Origin of the sequence: Methylomonas subterranea, assembly GCF_024505185.1 — a bacterium.
In the GTDB taxonomy this organism is placed as follows: Bacteria; Pseudomonadota; Gammaproteobacteria; order Methylococcales; family Methylomonadaceae; genus Methylomonas; species Methylomonas subterranea.
In genome coordinates this window covers 63,243-80,810 of the sequence record NZ_JANIBJ010000022.1, presented here as the reverse complement: position 1 = coordinate 80,810, position 17,568 = coordinate 63,243, and the positions used below count along the sequence as shown (strand labels likewise).

Annotated in this window: 19 protein-coding genes; all 19 read left to right on the top strand. The window is 52.2% G+C overall.

The features are described from left to right. Positions 1–178, top strand: a 178-nt coding sequence (locus tag NP590_RS20605) for a transketolase-like TK C-terminal-containing protein (RefSeq protein ID WP_371927302.1), incomplete at its 5' end; no start/stop codon positions are given. Positions 179–562: 384 nt separating this feature from the next. Continuing rightward, positions 563–907, top strand: coding sequence for a hypothetical protein (locus NP590_RS12885; RefSeq protein ID WP_256602856.1), 345 nt, complete (start codon positions 563–565; stop codon positions 905–907). Between the two features lie 280 nt (positions 908–1,187). Beyond that, the gene (locus NP590_RS12880) at positions 1,188–2,174 is read left to right on the top strand and encodes a transaldolase (protein ID WP_256602855.1); all 987 of its coding nucleotides are present in this window, start codon (positions 1,188–1,190) and stop codon (positions 2,172–2,174) included. A gap of 102 nt (positions 2,175–2,276) precedes the next feature. Further along, complete coding sequence (fbaA, locus tag NP590_RS12875) at positions 2,277–3,356, top strand: class II fructose-bisphosphate aldolase (RefSeq protein WP_256602854.1); 1,080 nt, start codon at positions 2,277–2,279, stop codon at positions 3,354–3,356. Between the two features lie 310 nt (positions 3,357–3,666). Next, on the top strand, positions 3,667–4,155 hold the full coding sequence (locus NP590_RS12870) for a flagellar basal body-associated FliL family protein (protein WP_256602851.1): 489 nt from the start codon (positions 3,667–3,669) through the stop codon (positions 4,153–4,155). After that, a complete protein-coding gene (gene fliM / locus NP590_RS12865; RefSeq protein WP_256602845.1) occupies positions 4,156–5,136 on the top strand; it encodes a flagellar motor switch protein FliM in 981 nt (326 codons plus the stop codon). A 19-nt stretch (positions 5,137–5,155) separates the two neighbouring features. Next, positions 5,156–5,602 carry a flagellar motor switch protein FliN gene (fliN, locus tag NP590_RS12860; RefSeq protein ID WP_371927301.1) on the top strand — a complete coding sequence of 149 codons (447 nt, stop codon included), beginning with the start codon at positions 5,156–5,158 and terminating at the stop codon, positions 5,600–5,602. Then, entirely contained in the window at positions 5,602–6,042 is a 441-nt protein-coding gene (gene fliO, locus NP590_RS12855; protein WP_256602843.1) for a flagellar biosynthetic protein FliO, read from the top strand. The genes fliN and fliO overlap by 1 nt, the downstream gene beginning before the upstream one ends. A 43-nt stretch (positions 6,043–6,085) precedes the next feature. After that, the gene (fliP, locus tag NP590_RS12850) at positions 6,086–6,790 is read left to right on the top strand and encodes a flagellar type III secretion system pore protein FliP (protein WP_256602866.1); all 705 of its coding nucleotides are present in this window, start codon (positions 6,086–6,088) and stop codon (positions 6,788–6,790) included. Between the two features lie 16 nt (positions 6,791–6,806). Beyond that, positions 6,807–7,076, top strand: coding sequence for a flagellar biosynthesis protein FliQ (fliQ, locus tag NP590_RS12845; protein ID WP_256602841.1), 270 nt, complete (start codon positions 6,807–6,809; stop codon positions 7,074–7,076). After that, positions 7,073–7,849: a flagellar biosynthetic protein FliR gene (gene fliR, locus NP590_RS12840; RefSeq protein ID WP_256602840.1), complete on the top strand. Its 777-nt coding sequence runs from the start codon at positions 7,073–7,075 to the stop codon at positions 7,847–7,849. Before fliQ ends, fliR begins: the two co-directional genes overlap by 4 nt. Then, entirely contained in the window at positions 7,849–8,976 is a 1,128-nt protein-coding gene (flhB, locus tag NP590_RS12835; RefSeq protein ID WP_256602839.1) for a flagellar biosynthesis protein FlhB, read from the top strand. Before fliR ends, flhB begins: the two co-directional genes overlap by 1 nt. Positions 8,977–8,994: 18 nt before the next feature. Then, positions 8,995–11,100 (top strand): flagellar biosynthesis protein FlhA, encoded by a 2,106-nt coding sequence (gene flhA / locus NP590_RS12830; protein ID WP_256602838.1) that lies wholly within the window; start codon positions 8,995–8,997, stop codon positions 11,098–11,100. 22 nt (positions 11,101–11,122) lie between these two features. Beyond that, positions 11,123–12,541 carry a flagellar biosynthesis GTPase FlhF gene (flhF, locus tag NP590_RS12825; RefSeq protein ID WP_256602837.1) on the top strand — a complete coding sequence of 473 codons (1,419 nt, stop codon included), beginning with the start codon at positions 11,123–11,125 and terminating at the stop codon, positions 12,539–12,541. A 31-nt stretch (positions 12,542–12,572) separates the two neighbouring features. Next, positions 12,573–13,406 carry a MinD/ParA family protein gene (locus NP590_RS12820; protein WP_256602836.1) on the top strand — a complete coding sequence of 278 codons (834 nt, stop codon included), beginning with the start codon at positions 12,573–12,575 and terminating at the stop codon, positions 13,404–13,406. An 11-nt stretch (positions 13,407–13,417) separates the two neighbouring features. After that, on the top strand, positions 13,418–14,140 hold the full coding sequence (locus tag NP590_RS12815) for an RNA polymerase sigma factor FliA (protein WP_256602863.1): 723 nt from the start codon (positions 13,418–13,420) through the stop codon (positions 14,138–14,140). Between the two features lie 91 nt (positions 14,141–14,231). Next, on the top strand, positions 14,232–14,606 hold the full coding sequence (locus NP590_RS12810; RefSeq protein ID WP_443192668.1) for a chemotaxis response regulator CheY: 375 nt from the start codon (positions 14,232–14,234) through the stop codon (positions 14,604–14,606). Positions 14,607–14,623: 17 nt separating this feature from the next. Further along, entirely contained in the window at positions 14,624–15,346 is a 723-nt protein-coding gene (locus NP590_RS12805) for a protein phosphatase CheZ (protein ID WP_256602834.1), read from the top strand. Between the two features lie 10 nt (positions 15,347–15,356). Then, positions 15,357–17,564, top strand: coding sequence for a chemotaxis protein CheA (locus NP590_RS12800; protein WP_256602833.1), 2,208 nt, complete (start codon positions 15,357–15,359; stop codon positions 17,562–17,564). Positions 17,565–17,568 lie beyond the last annotated feature (4 nt).

The window sequence follows — 17,568 nt, the reverse complement described above, 5'->3', positions numbered from 1 at the left end:
GAGCAAGCGGGTAGTGGTGGAAGCGGGTGTGACCGACAGCTGGTGGAAATATGCCGGCAGCCATGGCAAAATCGTCGGCCTGGATCGTTTCGGCGAATCCGCGCCGGCCGGTCAACTCTTCAAGGAGTTCGGCTTTACCGTGGATAATGTCGTCGCCAACGTCGAAGCAGTGCTTTAATAAACAGATTGAAGCTTGGGAAGCCAAGCTTCGATTAGGTTCAACGAATCATAGGTGATAAACGTGAAAAAGAATGAATTGACTAAAGCCGTTTTGGCAGCATTGGTATTTGCCAGCACTTCCGCGTTGGCTGGGTCTGATTATCCGGCCGCGGATTTTCAACCGAAAGTAGTTTTTAGCGACGAAAGCGCGCAAAGCGCCCCTGAAGCGGTATCCGCTCCGGCCGCCGCTGCGGCGGAGGAAGAGTCGGATTCGCAATATCCGGCCACCAACTTCCAGCCGAAAGTGCTTTATAAGGATGATGCTTATAAACACAGTTCGGCGGCGCCAAGTTCCGGCAGTTCGGCAAAATCCGCGGCTTCCGTATCCGCGGCGAGCGCTGAATTGCAAGTTATAGAAACTGAAAAAGCGGCATCGTCTGATTTTTCATACATCGGCCTGATTGCTCTGGCTGCAATAGGATTTGTTGTCTATAGCAAAAAGTCCGGCGGTCAAGCCAGCAAATCGGCGGCGGATGACTACGTCGCCGCAAGTGGCGCTACCGGCGTTGAAAAATACCTGGATAAAATTGGCGCAAATAAAACCGGCGTTGCCAAGTACTTGGAAAAACAAACCGCTACGCCATCAACCGGCGTGGCGAAATACATGGCCAAACAAATCGTAAAAGACAGAGAAGCGGCCGCCGCGAGAGCTACCGGCGTTGAAAAATATTTGCGCGATAAAGGCTGATTGATAGTTCAAGAGCTATGTGGCGGGAGTTTTTATATTACGCAAAGGCTCTGAAGATTATTTAGCCGAGATTGTTGAAGGATCGCCACAAGTTGCACCTTAAAAGTCTGTATTTTGCGGACTGGGGATGCGATGAGTGGCGATTTTGCTTTTACATGCAAATCAATTGAACCGTTATTCAAATATTCCTATAAGAAATCGGATTGCATCATTTAATGGATATGCAATTAAATTTTAACAACAGGAACCTCCATTTAAACTACACAAAGAGGATACTTCCATGGCAAGAAACTTACTTGAGCAACTTCGCGAAATGACCGTAGTGGTCGCGGATACCGGCGACATCCAGGCGATAGAAACATTTAAGCCACGCGATGCAACCACCAATCCATCCCTGATTACCGCCGCGGCGCAAATGCCGCAATATCAAGGTATCGTCGACGATACTCTGAAGGGCGCCCGCGCCACTTTAGGTGCCGGCGCGGCGGCGGCCGATGTCGTTTCATTGGCGTTCGACCGTCTGGCGGTGTCATTCGGTCTGAAAATATTGGAAATCATCGAAGGTCGGGTCTCAACGGAAGTTGATGCGCGCTTGTCTTTCGACGTCGACGCTACCATTGCGAAAGGTCGCGATCTGATCAAACAATACGAGGCGGCCGGTATTTCAAAAGAGCGCGTGCTGATTAAAATTGCTGCGACCTGGGAAGGTATTCAGGCTGCGGCGGTTTTGGAAAAAGAAGGCATTCATTGCAACCTGACCTTGTTGTTCGGCATGCATCAGGCGATTGCCTGCGCGGAAAACGGCATCACGTTGATTTCACCTTTCGTCGGTCGTATTCTCGACTGGTATAAAAAAGACACCGGTCGCGATTCATACGCGCCAGCAGAGGATCCTGGCGTGTTATCTGTGACCGAGGTGTACAACTACTACAAGAAATTCGGCTATAAAACCGAAGTCATGGGCGCAAGCTTCAGAAATATCGGTGAAATCACCGAACTGGCCGGTTGCGATTTGTTGACGATTGCTCCATCCCTGCTGGCTGAACTGCAATCCGTTGAAGGCGATCTGCCGCGTAAATTGGATCCCGCGAAAGCCGCTGGTGCCGCAATCGAGAAAATCAACGTTGATAAAGCAACTTTCGAGAGCATGCACGAAGAAAATCGCATGGCCAAGGAGAAGTTGGCCGAAGGTATAGACGGATTCGCCAAGGCTCTGGAAACTCTGGAAAAATTGTTGTCAGATCGCTTGGCAAGCCTGGAAGCTTAATAAAGATTGTGCGCGGAGAAGTTTCTCCGCGCATGTTCCAATTTTGATTAAGATCTGTGCGCTTGTTATTAAAGGCGCCGATTCATTAGCAGGACTCATTGCATGTCACAAAAAATTTTAGATGTTGTTAAACCCGGCGTTGTAACCGGTGAAGATGTACAAAAGGTCTTTGCAATTTGCAAAGAAAATCGTTTTGCCTTACCGGCGGTAAACGTGATCAGTACCGATACCATCAATTCGGTATTGGAAGCCGCGGCAAAAGTTAAATCCGCTGTCGTGATTCAGTTCTCCAACGGCGGAGCGGCGTTTGTAGCCGGTAAAGGCTTGAAACTTGAGGGTCAAGGTTGCTCCATCGTCGGTGCAATCTCCGGCGCGCAGCATGTGCATGCCATGGCGGAGTTATACGGCGTGCCAGTCATTCTGCATACCGATCACGCGGCCAAGAAATTGCTGCCATGGATCGATGGCCTGCTGGATGCCGGCGAGAAGCATTTTGCGGCGACCGGTAAGCCTTTATTCAGCTCGCATATGCTGGATTTGTCCGAAGAAAGCCTGGAAGAAAATATTGAAATTTGCGGTAAATATCTGGAGCGTATGTCTAAAATGGGCATGACGCTGGAGATCGAACTGGGTTGCACGGGTGGCGAGGAAGACGGTGTCGACAACAGCGGCATGGATCATTCAGCTCTGTACACTCAGCCGGAAGACGTTGCGTACGCTTACGAGCATTTGAGCAAAATCAGTCATCGTTTCACTATTGCCGCGTCATTCGGTAACGTTCACGGCGTTTATTCGCCAGGTAACGTCAAATTGACTCCGACCATCCTGGCTAATTCGCAAAAATATGTGTCGGAAAAATTCGGCTTGCCGCACAACACCTTGAACTTCGTATTCCATGGCGGTTCAGGTTCTTCTCCCGAAGAAATCAAGGAGTCCATCAGTTACGGCGTAGTTAAAATGAACATCGACACCGATACCCAATGGGCAACCTGGGAAGGCGTGATGAACTTTTACAAGAAAAACGAAGGTTATTTGCAAGGCCAGATCGGTAATCCCGATGGTGCCGACAAGCCAAATAAAAAATATTATGACCCTCGTGTATGGCAACGCGCCGGCCAAGTCGGCATGGTGACTCGTTTGGAACAGGCATTCCAAGAGTTAAACGCGGTAAATTCGCTGTAAGTTCCGCAGACGACAGGGAGCCGTGCTCTCTGTCGTTCCCGCTTTTTGCAACGCTGTCGATATTTTGACGCTTGTTGCTTGTCTGAGTTTCTCCCTTATATCGCCTCGGCCCGATCCAAAGCTTTCGGGATGTGCTATTACTTTTGGGCAACCTTCTAAAACAAGGTTTTTTCTTGTATTATCGATAAGGATTTGTCTAACAATAACCGGCAATAAATGTCTGCGAGTTAATTTGGTTCATTTAATGCTTGTTCATTTACAAGGGTAGGATATGGCGGAAACTGAACCAAAATCGGCTGAGAAGAAATCAGTGAAAAAATTGATCATCATCATTACGGCCGTTATTCTGTTGCTAGGCGGCGGTGCGGGGGCTTACTTCTTTTTAATGAATAAGCCAGCCGACTCGGCGCAAACCGATAAAAAAAGCGAAACTACCAAAGCCGCCGAAGAGGCGCGGAAGGAAGAGGAAGATCCTACGCTGGCGGAACAATATTACGAATTGAGCGACCCCTTGCTGGTTAATTTTCCGCCGGGTGCCGGCGCCAAAATTATCAAGTTGTCGGTGACCGTATTGGTCAAGGGCGAAGCGGCGGCTGCCGCGCTAAAGAAGCATGAGCCCATGATACGGAATAATTTATTGATGGCAATCAGTTCTCTGGGGGCGGATAAGGCCAAAACCTTGGAGGGCAAGCAGGAGTTGCAGGCAACGATGTTGACAGAGATAGGAAAAGTGATGGAACTGATGACGAAGAAGAACCCGGTTAAGGCCGTCTATTTTACTGAATTTGTAACACAATAAATGTCGACCGCCGATTTACTGTCACAGGATGAAATTGATGCATTGTTGCATGGGGTCGACGACGGAGATGTGGACACCGGTCATGACGACGATGGTCTTGACAAGACCGCCAGGCTTTATGATTTTAACAGTCAGGAAAGAATTGTTCGCGGCAGGATGCCGACCCTTGAAATGGTCAACGAGCGGTTTGCCAGGTATTTTCGGATTGCCTTATTCAACTTTCTGCGGCGGGCCGCCGAAATTTCGGTATCCGGCATCCAGGTGCAAAAATTTTCCGAGTTTATCCAGGGCTTGTTTGTACCGACCAATCTGAACGTTATTCGCATGTCGCCACTACGCGGGCGGGCGCTTATTGTGATGGAGCCCAGGCTGGTTTTTACGGCGGTAGACAATTTTTTCGGCGGCGGCGGCCAGTTTTACAACAAAGTGGAAGGTAGGGAGTTCACGCCGACGGAAATGCGTATCATCCGCTTGATCATCGATATGATATTCAAGGATTTGGCCGAAGCTTGGAAACCGGTCATGGATGTGGAATTTGAATATCTCAATTCTGAAGTGAATCCTCAATTCGCCAATATAGTCAGTCCGTCCGAAATCGTGGTGATTTCGACCATTCACGTCGAGCTTGAAGGCGGCGGCGGCGATATCAATATTGCAATGCCTTACACCATGATAGAGCCCATCAGGGAGTTGCTGGACGCGGTTACCAGCGACAGGGGCGAGGTCGATGGGCGTTGGCAGGAATCTCTGAGGACGGAAATCATGCGTAGCGAAGTGACCGTGACCAGTAAGCTGATAGAAAAGGAAATGCATATCAGCGATGTGATTGAACTGAAAAAAGGCGACGTGATACCCATAGACATGCCGGAAACCGTGCTGTTGGAAGTTGAAAACGTACCGGTTTTTAGAGGTAAGCTAGGCTTATCGGATGGTAACTATGCCATTGAAATAGTTGAAAAAGTAAGTTTGGACAATTTTTGACGGTTTAGGCGAAGCAGATATGAGCGAAAACGATGAGATAGGCGACGATTGGGCTGCCGCGATGGACGAGCAGGCGGACGCGGAGGCTGATTGGGGCGACGCCCTTAAGGAGCAGGCATCGGCCGCAAAAAGTTCCGGTGGTTACGAGGCAGCCGGCTTTCCAAATCTCGAGGACTCCGCGCCAAGAAATTACGTCAACGCCGATGAGGTAAAGCTGGATGTGATTTTAGATGTGCCGGTAACCGTTTCGCTGGAAATTGGCAGAACCAAAATCAACATCAGAAATTTGTTGCAGCTTAATCAGGGCTCGGTGGTGGAACTGGATCGTTTCGCCGGCGAGCCCATGGATGTATTGGTAAATGGTACGCTGGTCGCGCATGGCGAAGTCGTGGTGGTTAACGACAAGTTTGGGATTCGACTCACCGATATTATCAGTCCGTCCGAGCGCGTCAGAAAATTGGGCTGATGTTAACGGCGCGGCATTTTGTTTTTATGCTGGCGATGTCGGCGGCCGGTCTGGCTAGTGCCGATGAGGCCGTTTCAGCCAAGCCTGCCACCGCAATAATCTCATACGCGGATGTGGTGCAATGGTTGTTGGCTTTGTTATTAGTGTTGGGCCTGTTTGGGACGCTGATCTGGTTGCTGCGTAAAAGCGGAAGCCTGTCCTTCGCCGGAAGGAGTCAATTGAGCGTCATATCCGGCTTGTCGGTTGGCGTGCGTGAAAAACTGGTGTTGGTAAAAGTGGGCGACAAGCAATTGTTGTTGGGGGTAACACCGGGCAGAATCGATAAGTTGCTCGAACTGGAGGGCGACGCCCGCTTATTTCAGGATCAGGAAACTCCACAAGTCAACGGGCTTTTTGCGCAAAAACTGCAGCAGGCGCTGCGGGGGAATCCCAATGTATAAGATGTCACTGGCTTGGACCGCGCTGATCTTCTTGCTGCCCGGCATGTGGGACGTCGCCTGCGCGGCAGCGCCGGGCATAGATGCGATTACCGTAACCACCAACTCCAAGGGTGGCGAAACCTATACGGTGACGATTCAGATTTTGGCGGTCATGACCATGCTGACCTTGTTGCCGGCATTGTTGTTAACCATGACGTCCTTTACCCGCATCATGATTGTGCTGGGTTTGTTGAGGCAGGCGCTGGGTGCCCAGCAAGCGCCCAGTAATCAGGTATTGCTCGGTCTGTCGTTGTTTTTGACCATTTTCATCATGATGCCGGTCTTGGAGAAGGTTAACGACTCCGCCGTACAGCCTTATCTGGAAGAAAAAATGGACGCGCTTACGGCTTTGCAGGCCGCGTCGGAGCCATTCAGGCAGTTCATGCTCAAGCAAACCCGCGAGACTGATATCGATATGTTTGTCAGAATATCGGGCAGGGAGCAGATCAACAAGCCCGAGGATGTACCGTTTTCGCTCTTGCTTCCGGCCTATGTCACCAGTGAACTAAAAACCGCCTTTCAGATTGGTTTCCTGGTGTTTTTGCCTTTTTTGGTAATAGATTTGGTGGTGGCCAGCGTGCTGATGTCGATGGGAATGATGATGCTATCGCCAATGATCGTCTCCCTGCCGTTTAAAATCATGTTGTTCGTGTTGGCGGACGGATGGTCCATGGTGCTGGAAATGCTGGCGGCCAGTTTTTATGTCTGACTTGGCGGTTGTTTAAATGACGCCGGACAGCATTTCGGTGATCGCTCAGGATACGGTATTGGTGGCCTTGAAGCTGATGGGGCCGATACTGTTGTCCTCTTTGGCTATCGGCCTGCTGGTGTCGATGTTTCAAGCCGCTACCTCGATTCAGGAACAAACCCTGACTTTTATTCCGAAACTGGTGGTCATTATTTTAGTATTGATGATTGCCGGCCCCGGCATGTTACAAGTGCTCATCGATTATTTTCAGGATTTGATGCGCGACATTCCCAACCTGATAGGATGAATTTTCAAGAAGACGAACTGATTGCCTATCTTGCGTCTTTCGTGTGGCCGTTCATGCGCATCAGCACCATGTTTATCTCCATTCCCGTCTTCAGCGTCAATACGCTTCCGGCACGCTTGAAGGTCATGTTGAGTTTGTTGATCACCTTCGTTTTGTTCCCCACCTTACCGGAGATGCCGTCGGTGGAATTGTTCAGCGGGGAAGGTCTTGCCATCGGCATTCAGCAAATGATGATAGGGCTGTCTACCGGCTTTATTTTACAAATGGTATTTTCGATTCTGCTGTTTGCCGGCCAATCCATAGCCTACAGCATGGGCTTGGGCTTTGCATCGTTGGTCGACCCAACCACGGGAGTACAAACTCCGGTAATCGCGCAGCTGTTTGTGATTGGCTCCAGTTTATTGTTTTTGGCCGTTGACGGACATTTGTTGTTGATCGAGATGTTGGCGCAAAGCTTTCACAGCTTGCCCGTGTCAGCCGATGGCTTGGGAAAGGCCGGTCTTTGGCGGATCATTGCCTGGAGTAGCCAGATATTCTCCGGTGGGGTTTTATTGGCTCTGCCCATCATGGCAACCCTGTTGTTCGTCAATATCAGTTTCGGCATTGCTTCGAAAGCCGCGCCGCAATTGCAACTGTTCGGTATCGGCTTTCCGCTGACAATTTTATTGGGTATGTTGCTGATCTGGCTGGGGTTGGTCAGTATGTTGGAAGGTTTTGCCGACAGATTGCGGGACGGGTTTGCCTTGGTCGGCCAAGTTTTGAGATTGAGTTGATGGCTGATGATTCCGGCCAGGATAAAACCGAAGAGGCCACCAGTAAGCGGCTTTCGGAATCGCGCAAGAAAGGTCAGGTGCCGCGCTCGAAGGAGCTTAATACCTTTGTTACCTTGATAGTCAGTGCCGCCTTGTTTTTTTATATGGGCAGTTACATGGTGAGGGGACTGCTAAACATGATGCGCCATCAATTCGAACTATCGCGAGAGGTGATTTTCGACCCATTGACGCCCGTCATGTATTTCAAGCTGGCGTTCTCGGAAGGCTATACGGTTGTTTTGCCATTGATGATCGTGTTGATGATCGCCGATTTATTGACGCCGCTATTGATGGGAGGTTGGAATTTTTCCAGCGAAGCGTTCGAGCCGAAGTTTTCCAAGCTTAATCCCCTGCAAGGCCTAAAAAAGATATTCGGTATACAGGGTGTCGTCGAATTGATCAAAGCCGTTATTAAGGTGATATTGATCGGATTTGTGGCCTGGAATCTGTTTAAGGTTTATTTCGACGATTTCATGACCTTGGATAGATTAAGTCTGGAACAAGCCACGGCGCGGGCGGGCGAAATCATCGTCATGTCGGTGCTGGTGCTAAGCGCGACGTTTTTGTTATTGGTGCTGATCGACGTGCCCTACCAGTTATGGAATCATCAGCGCCAGTTGAAGATGACCAAGCAGGAAGTACGCGACGAAAACAAGGAAACCGAAGGCAGTCCGGAAGTCAAGGGCAAAATCCGCCAATTACAGATGCAGGCGGCGCAACGGCGGATGATGGAGGCGGTGCCGAGTGCCGATGTTATCGTCACCAATCCCACCCACTTTGCGGTGGCGCTAAGGTACGACCAAAATGGCGCCGGCGCGCCGGTGCTGGTGGCGAAAGGCACCGATTTGGTGGCGGCGCAAATACGGAATGTGGCCGTGGCCAATAAAGTACCGTTGGTGGCGGCGCCGTCGTTGGCGCGGGCTTTATATTACTCCACCGAACTCAATCACGAGATCCCGCGCGGATTGTTTTTGGCCGTGGCGCAAATACTGGCCTATGTTTTTCAGTTGCGGGCGGCGAGCCAAAATGGCTGGAACAAGCCGGCGCCGCCCAGCGATGTACAAGTGCCGGACGATTTTCGCCAATAACAGCCCAGTAGACAAGTCATGGATTTTGCAAAAATTATCGCTACCTTCAGAGCGCTGACAGGCATGGGCCTCGGCGCGCCGCTGGTTATTCTGATGCTGCTGGCGTTGTTGGTGTTGCCGCTACCGGCCTTCATGCTGGATTTGTTTTTCACCTTCAATATAGCCTTTTCCCTGATCATCCTGCTGGTGGTGATCTACAGCATGAAGCCGTTGGAGTTTGCCTCTTTTCCGACCGTGATTTTGGTGGCAACCTTGCTGCGTCTGGCGCTGAATGTGGCTTCCACCCGGGTGGTATTGATGAAGGGTCATGAAGGCGGCGATGCGGCGGGCAAAGTGATCGAAGCGTTCGGCTCTTTCGTGATCGGCGGCAATTTTGCCGTCGGTATCGTGGTATTCGCTATCTTGGTGGTCATCAATTTCGTCGTGGTCACCAAGGGTGCCGGGCGAGTGGCCGAGGTCAGCGCCCGCTTTACCCTGGATGCCATGCCCGGCAAACAGATGGCCATCGATGCCGATTTGAATTCCGGGCTGATCAACCAGGACGAGGCGCGCGCCAGACGGGAAGAGGTGGCCGCCGAGGCGGATTTTTACGGTTCCATGGATGGTGCCAGCAAGTTTGTGCGCGGCGACGCGGTGGCCGGCATCATCATTTTGTTCGTCAACGTGATCGGCGGCTTGGCCATAGGCGTGGCTCAGCACGACATGAGTTTCGCCGACGCCGCCAATGCCTATGTGTTGTTGACCATAGGCGACGGTTTGGTGGCGCAGATACCGGCCTTGTTGCTGTCGGTGGCGTCGGCCATGGTGGTGACGCGGGTGCGTGGCGGCAAACAGGATTTGGGTCAGCAGGTTTCCGCGCAATTGTTCCAGGACCCCAAGGTCTTGGTCGTGACAGCCTGCGTGATGGGTTTGCTCGGCATCATTCCCGGTATGCCTAATATGGTGTTTATTCTTCTGGCGGGCGCCTTGGGCGGGGCGGCCTATTTAATCGATCGCAGGCGCAAGCTGGAGGAAGAAAAGGCGCTGGAAATGGAGCGTATCGTGTCGCCTCAGCAACAGTTGGCCAAGGCCGAAATTAAGGAGCTGGGTTGGGACGACGTGATGCCGGTCGACACCATCGGCCTGGAAGTGGGTTACCGTTTGATTCCCCTGGTGGACAGAAATCAGGGGGGGCAACTGATGACCCGTATCAAGGGCGTGCGGAAAAAACTGTCGCAGGAACTGGGTTTTTTGATCCCGTCGGTGCATATCCGCGATAACCTGGATTTGTCGCCCACGGCTTACCGAATTTCCCTGATGGGGGTGACGGCCGGCGAAGCTGAAATCATCCCGGAAAAAGAATTGGCCATTAATCCGGGGCGGGTGTTCGGCAATCTGCAGGGCGTGGCTTGCAAGGATCCCGCTTTCGGCCTGGACGCGGTCTGGATTGAATTGGCGCAAAAAGATCATGCGCAGACTTTGGGGTATACCGTGGTTGATCCGGGCACCGTGGTAGCGACTCATCTTAGTCATATCTTGCAGAGCAATGCCTATGAATTGTTCGGCTACGAAGAGGCGCAGCAACTATTGGATAATCTGTCCAAGGTGGCGCCCAAGTTGGTTGAGGATTTGGTGCCCAAAACCTTGCCGCTGGGCGTGGTGGTGAAAGTCTTGCAAAACCTGTTGCAAGAGAAAGTGTCCATACGCGATATCCGGACGATCGCCGAAACTTTGGCGGAGTACGGGGCCAAGAGTCAAGATCCGGACATCTTGACTTCGGCCGCTCGGGTAGCGCTGGGTAGATCAATCGTCCATGAAATCAATGGGGTACAGGTGGAGATTCCCGTTATTACACTGGATCCTGGTTTGGAACAGATATTGCATAAGTCACTGCAGACGGCGGGCGAAGGCGGTGCGGGTTTGGAACCGGGGTTGGCGGAACAAATGCATCAGTCACTGGAAGAAAGCGCTCAGCGCATGGAAATGGAAGGGCAGGCGGCGGTATTGCTGGTTTCCTCTTACATTCGACCTTGGCTGGCACGCTTCGTCCGTCATTCCATACCGGGTTTGCATGTGCTGGCCTATAACGAGATTCCGCAGGATAGACAAATTCGAGTGGTTTCGACAGTGGGTCAACGGGCTTAACGATTAAAAACGAGGACAGGCGATGAAAATTAAACGCTTTTTTGCAGCAGATATCCGTCAGGCCATGCGCATGGTAAAAGAAGAACTGGGCGCCGATGCCGTGATCATGTCCAACCGATCCGTGGATGGCGGCGTGGAAATCGTAGCCGCCCGCGATTTTGACGAAGAGGTGATCCATAAAAACCTCAAGCAAAAGCAGGAAGAGGAGTTGCTTGCCAAGCGTTTGAAAAAATACGATTTGCCTGAATTTTCGGGCGATGAAAAACCGCTCCATCTGGTCAGTAGCGCGCGTAAAAAAGGCAACGAAACCGAAAACCCTCTGCGGCGCAATTTGGATCAATATATCGGATACGCCGAAAAAGTGCAGTTGGCCGGTGCCGGCAATGCGCAAAAAATTTCCGAAAAACTCAAGGTTGCCGAAAAAGTGGCCGACAAGCCCGCCTGGGCCGCCAATGTCAATATGGTCCGTAAACCGCTGATTGCGGAAGCGGCCAAGCCCGCGCAACTGCCGCCTTCCGATAAATTCATGGATGAGATGCGCAAGGAATTGAAGGATATGCGCGCGCTGTTGGACGCAAAATTATCCGGCATCGCTCATTTGCCGATGCCGGATGAGCAGCCCATGCGGCGGGAATTGCAGGACCGCTTGCTGGATTGCGGCTTTTCCAAAAGTTTGGCCGGCAAAATTACCAACCGGCTGGGCAGCCATAAACAAATCGATGTGGCTTTGGCCAAATCCCGCGAGATGTTGGCCAGAGTGGTGCCCATCGCCGATGACCGTTTGCTGGAGCAGGGCGGTATAGCCGCGTTGGTGGGTTCCACCGGGGTCGGTAAAACCACCACCATTGCCAAATTGGCGGCGCAGTTCATTCTAAAACACGGCTCGCGGCAAATAGCCTTGATCACCACCGATAATTACCGGATTGGCGCCCACGAACAAATCAATACCTACGGTAAGATTTTGGATGTGCCCGTGCGGGTGGCCGGCGACGCGGATGAGTTGCGTCAACATATCGACAGTTTGTCCGACAAACGCTTGATTTTGATCGATACCGCCGGCATGAGCCAACGCGATCTGCGTCTGGCGGAACAAATCAAAACCTTGCGGCACGGCGATCTGCCGATTCAATCCTATCTGGTGATGTCGGCCACTACCCAATACAAGGCAGCCTTGGAAATTATGGACGCGTTTCGGATACTTGAGCCGCAAGCAACTATACTTACCAAATTCGACGAAGCGGTCAGTAAGGCAACGGCGTTGTCGGCATTGATCGAACGGCGCATGCCCTTGTCGTTCATTACCGACGGACAACAGGTGCCGGAAGACATTTATGTGCCGGACGCGGAAGCGCTGATTCAGGAATGTCTGTTGCAAACGGATGAAGAACAATACGCGGACTCGATGAATTATGATCAGTGGATGGCTGATAGCCATGCATAAGGCACAAGACCAGGCAGCTGGAATAAGGCGAATGAGACAAATGAAACCCGTGCGAGTAATCGCCGTGACCAGCGGCAAAGGTGGGGTGGGCAAGACCAATATTTCGGTCAATATCGGCGTGGCCTTGGCCAAGGCCGGGCGGAGGGTGGCTATCCTGGATGCCGACATGGGTTTGGCCAATGTCGATATTTTGCTGGGTATGTTCCCGGAGTTTAACCTGTCGCATGTACTGAGCGGCGAAAAAACCCTGCAAGAGATCATGATGACGGGGCCGGCCGGTCTGAAAATCATCCCGGCCTCGTCCGGTATTCAGCGCATGTCCGATCTCAGCAGCGTCGAGCAGGCCGGCGTCATTCGCGCGTTCAGCGACATCGACAAGGAGCTTGATGTGTTGATTGTCGACACGGCCGCTGGTATTTCGGCCAGCGTGGTGAATTTCGCCCGCGCTTGTCAGGAAATTATCGTGGTGGTATGCGACGAGCCGACTTCGTTGGCCGATGCCTATGCCTACATCAAATTATTGAACCGGGATTACGGTCTCAACAGTTTTCATATCATTACCAACATGGTGCAGTCCGCCGAACATGGGCAGGCCTTGTTCAACAAATTGAGCAAGGTGACCGACCGCTATCTCGATGTCGCGCTGCATTTTGTCGGCGCGGTGCCGCAGGACGACTATCTGAAAAAATCGGTGCAAAAACAGACGCCGGTGGTGGAGGCTTTTCCGCAAAGCAAGTCTGCGTTGGCCATCAGGAATCTGGCCAGAAAAATCGATCACTGGCCCATCAAGCCCAAGGCCGGCGGCTACCTGGAGTTTTTTGTCGAGCGCATGATTCAATATAGTGCCCGGGAGGATGTGGCGTGACCGGAGCGGCAATGTATGCTGCGATGCAGGCTGGAAGCACCGATGATCTGGTGATTCAGCATGCGCCGCTGGTAAAGCGCATTGCCTACCATTTGATGGGACGTTTGCCGGATACCGTGCAAATCGACGATTTGATTCAGTCGGGCATGCTGGGCTTGCTGGAAGCCTTGAAGCATTACGACGCCGGACAGGGCGCCAGTTTCGAAACCTATGCCGGGATTCGGATTCGGGGGGCCATGCTGGACGAGTTGCGGCGGGCCGACTGGACGCCGCGTTCCGTGCACAAAAAAGCCCGCATGGTTGCCGAAGCGATACGCGAAGTTGAAAATCATGTGGGCCGCGACGCAAAAGACAGCGAAGTTGCTGGTCATATGGGCATGGGATTGGAAGAATACCGGCGGATTTTGCAAGACACCGTGTCTTGTAAAACCTTTAGTGTCGAAGAATTGATTCAGGGCGAAGACAGTGTCATCGACGATATTCACGCCAGCGGGCAACCGGAAGAGCAGTTTATTCAACAGGGGTTTCGGCAAGCGTTGGCTAAAGCCATTGCCGAATTACCCGAAAGGGAGCGCTTAGTGGTGTCGCTCTATTATGACGAAGAATTGAACTTGCGCGAGATTGGACAGGTACTGGAAGTAAGCGAATCCAGGGTCAGCCAGATTTGTAGCCAGGCCATGTTGCGGCTGCGGGCCAGGCTTGCGGATTGGTTGGAAGGGAAAGATAATGATTAAAACGTATGGGCGGACGTAATTTAAGGTTTTGTTCGGTTTAACGGTATAAATAATGACGTGATCTGGGTGGAGATTATCCTTGGATAAAAACATGAAAATTCTGATTGTCGATGATTTTTCGACAATGCGGAGAATAGTAAAAAACTTATTAAAAGACCTTGGGTTTACCAATACCGTGGAAGCGGATGACGGCAAATCCGCATTGCCTATTCTGGAAAAGGGCGGAATCGATTTTCTGGTGACCGACTGGAATATGCCGGGCATGACCGGGATAGATCTGTTAAAAGCGGTGCGCGCCAATCCGCATTTGGCCAATCTTCCGGTGCTGATGGTGACGGCGGAAGCCAAGCGCGAACAGATTATCATGGCGGCGCAGGCGGGGGTCAACGGTTATGTCATCAAGCCCTTCACGGCCGCCACGCTTAAAGAGAAAATCGAAAAAATTTTTGAACGTATCGAAGGCTGAGCCCGGGAGCGCATTGCATGAAGAGTGATCTTCTGAGTTTGGCCAAAGAATTGGTTGCGGCATTGGAGAGCGGCGAGCAAGTGGTCGCGGACGGTTTGCTGGATGAGTTGGCGGGTTTGCGGGAAACCCAATTATTCAAGGAAATTGGTCGTTTGACCCGACAATTGCACGACACCATGGTGAGTTTTAGCGTGGACGCCAAAATTACCGCCATGACGGAACACGATATTCCCGATGCCAAGGAGCGTTTGCATTATGTCATCGCCATGACCGAACAGGCCGCCGATCAAACCCTGACCGCGGTGGAAAACCTGGTTCCCATTTCTCAGCAGTTGAATGATCAGGTCGCCTTGCTGTCCGGAAAGTGGGGGCGTTTTTTGGACAGGGAAATGCCCCTGGAAGAATTCAAGTCCATGACTGCCGAGATTTCCAGACACTTCAAGGAATCCAAGGCCGGTCTGGAACAAGTGCAGTCGGGCTTGAACGATATCTTGATGGCGCAAGGTTTTCAGGATATTACCGGGCAGATTATCCGCCGCGTGATCGATCTGGTTCAGGAACTGGAGATCAGCATGGTTAAATTGATCAGCATTGCCGGGCGCAAAAGCGGTGAAAAAGCCGTGCAATCGAGTCATCTGGAACTGCCCGGCCCGGTGGTGCCTGGAGTGGATGACAGAGAGGGCGGGGTTGCCCACAGTCAGGTCGACGTCGATGATCTATTATCCAGCCTGGGTTTCTGAGGAATAAGACATGTCGATAGATCTGGACGATGAAATTTTACAAGACTTTCTGGTGGAAGCCGGAGAGATTCTTGAAAAGCTGAGCGAGCAATTGGTTGAGCTTGAGCAATCGCCGGATGACTATGATTTGCTTAACGCCATTTTTCGCGGCTTTCATACAGTCAAGGGTGGCGCGGGTTTTCTGGCCATACACGAGCTGGTTGAAATTTGCCATAGCGCGGAGGATGTGTTTAACGTGTTGCGGCAGGGGGATCGCAAGGTCACTCCCGATCTGATGGATGTAATTCTGCAGGTCCTGGATGTCGTTAACGAGATGTTCGGACAAGTTCGCTCCGGACAATCTCCGCATACGGCGCCGGCGGTCCTGATGACTCGATTGAAGTCTTATGCCTGCGCGGATGCCGGGCAGGCCGCCGAACAGCCGGCCGATGTCGTCGAGCCCGATTTATTCGTCGATGAGCCCATCGCCGAAGGCGTTTCCGCCCTGGATCAAGTGGCGCGCGAGTTCGAAGCCATGCTGGATCCCGACGAATTGTCGGTGGGCGCGGAGTCCGGCGACGACGATATCACCGAGGAGGAATTTGAGGATTTGCTGGACGCCCTGCATGGCAAGGGGGGCTCGCCCACGGCCAAAATGCCGACGCCGGCCGCGCCCGTCGTTAAAGATACGGCCGACGATGAGATTACCGAGGACGAGTTCGAAAATCTGTTGGATGAACTGCACGGTAAGGGGAAATTCAAGGCGCCCGCCATCCCCAATCAACCGCCGGCCGATTCCGGCGATATTACCGAGGAAGAATTCGATCAATTGCTTGATGAGTTGCACGGCAAGGGTAAATTTGACCCCAACGCGGTGCAAAAAAATCTGCAGCCACTCGTTCCGCCAACACCGGCGCCCAAGCCGGCCGAGCCTGTCAAGGCACAAGTCGCCGAGCCGCCCAAGGCGGCGCCAGCTCCAGTCAAACCGCAAGAGGCCGTGGAACAGGAAAAACCAGCGGTGAAAGCCGGTGTCGCGGATGTTGCGACTAAAACGCCGCCGCCCCAGGCCGATACCACGGTGCGTGTCGATACCCAAATTCTTGACGATATCATGAATATGGTCGGCGAGTTGGTGTTGGTCCGCAACCGTTTTCAAACTCTCAAGGCTTCCGCGGAAGCTGGGGAGCAACTATCCAAGGCCATTTCCAATTTGGATGTAGTGACGGCCGATTTACAGCTAGCCGTTATGAAGACGCGCATGCAGCCCATCAAGAAAGTATTCGGCCGATTTCCGCGCGTGGTGCGCGATTTGGCCAGAAGCTTGAAAAAAGAAATCCGTCTGGAATTGATTGGCGAAGAAACCGACCTGGACAAAAATCTGGTGGAGGCCCTGGCCGATCCCTTGGTGCATTTGGTTCGCAATGCGGTCGATCACGGCATAGAGATGCCGGATGAGCGGGCGAAAAACGGTAAGCCGCGCGAAGGCGTGGTGATACTGAAGGCCTCCCAGGAAGGCGACCATATTCAGCTGTCCATTCAGGATGACGGCAAGGGCATGAATCCCGATGTGCTGCGCGCCAAGGTAGTCGAAAAAGGTTTGATGGACGAGGAAAGCGCGGCGAGACTGGATGACAAGGAATGTTACAACCTGATTTTCCTGCCGGGCTTTTCCACCAAGGTCGAGATTTCGGACGTTTCCGGCCGTGGCGTGGGTATGGATGTGGTGAAAACCCGCATCGCGCAAATGAACGGCGTGGTGGAAATCAATTCCACGGAAGGCAAGGGTAGTACCATCATCATCAAAGTACCTTTGACGCTGGCCATCATGCCGACGTTGATGGTCAAACTGAGCGGGCAGGCCTTCGCGCTGCCGTTGGCAAGCGTGTTGGAAATCCTGGATTTGGACCTGAGTAAAACCAATAAAGTCGATAATCAATTGGTGGTCATGGTCAGAAACAAGGCGCTGCCGTTGTTTTATCTGAGCGAGTGGCTGGTTAACGATCCTAATTATACGATAGACAAACAGGCTACCAGCAGCCACGTCGTCGTCGTCAATGCCGGCGGCCGGCAAGTCGGTTTCGTGGTCGATCAACTGATTGGTCAGGAAGAAGTCGTCATCAAGGCCTTGGGCGCCAAATTGCAAGGCATGGAAGGTTTGGCGGGGGCAACGATTACCGGTGACGGTAAAATAGCCCTGATTCTCGACGTGCCGGGCTTGATGAAAAAATACGCCGGCTAATCGC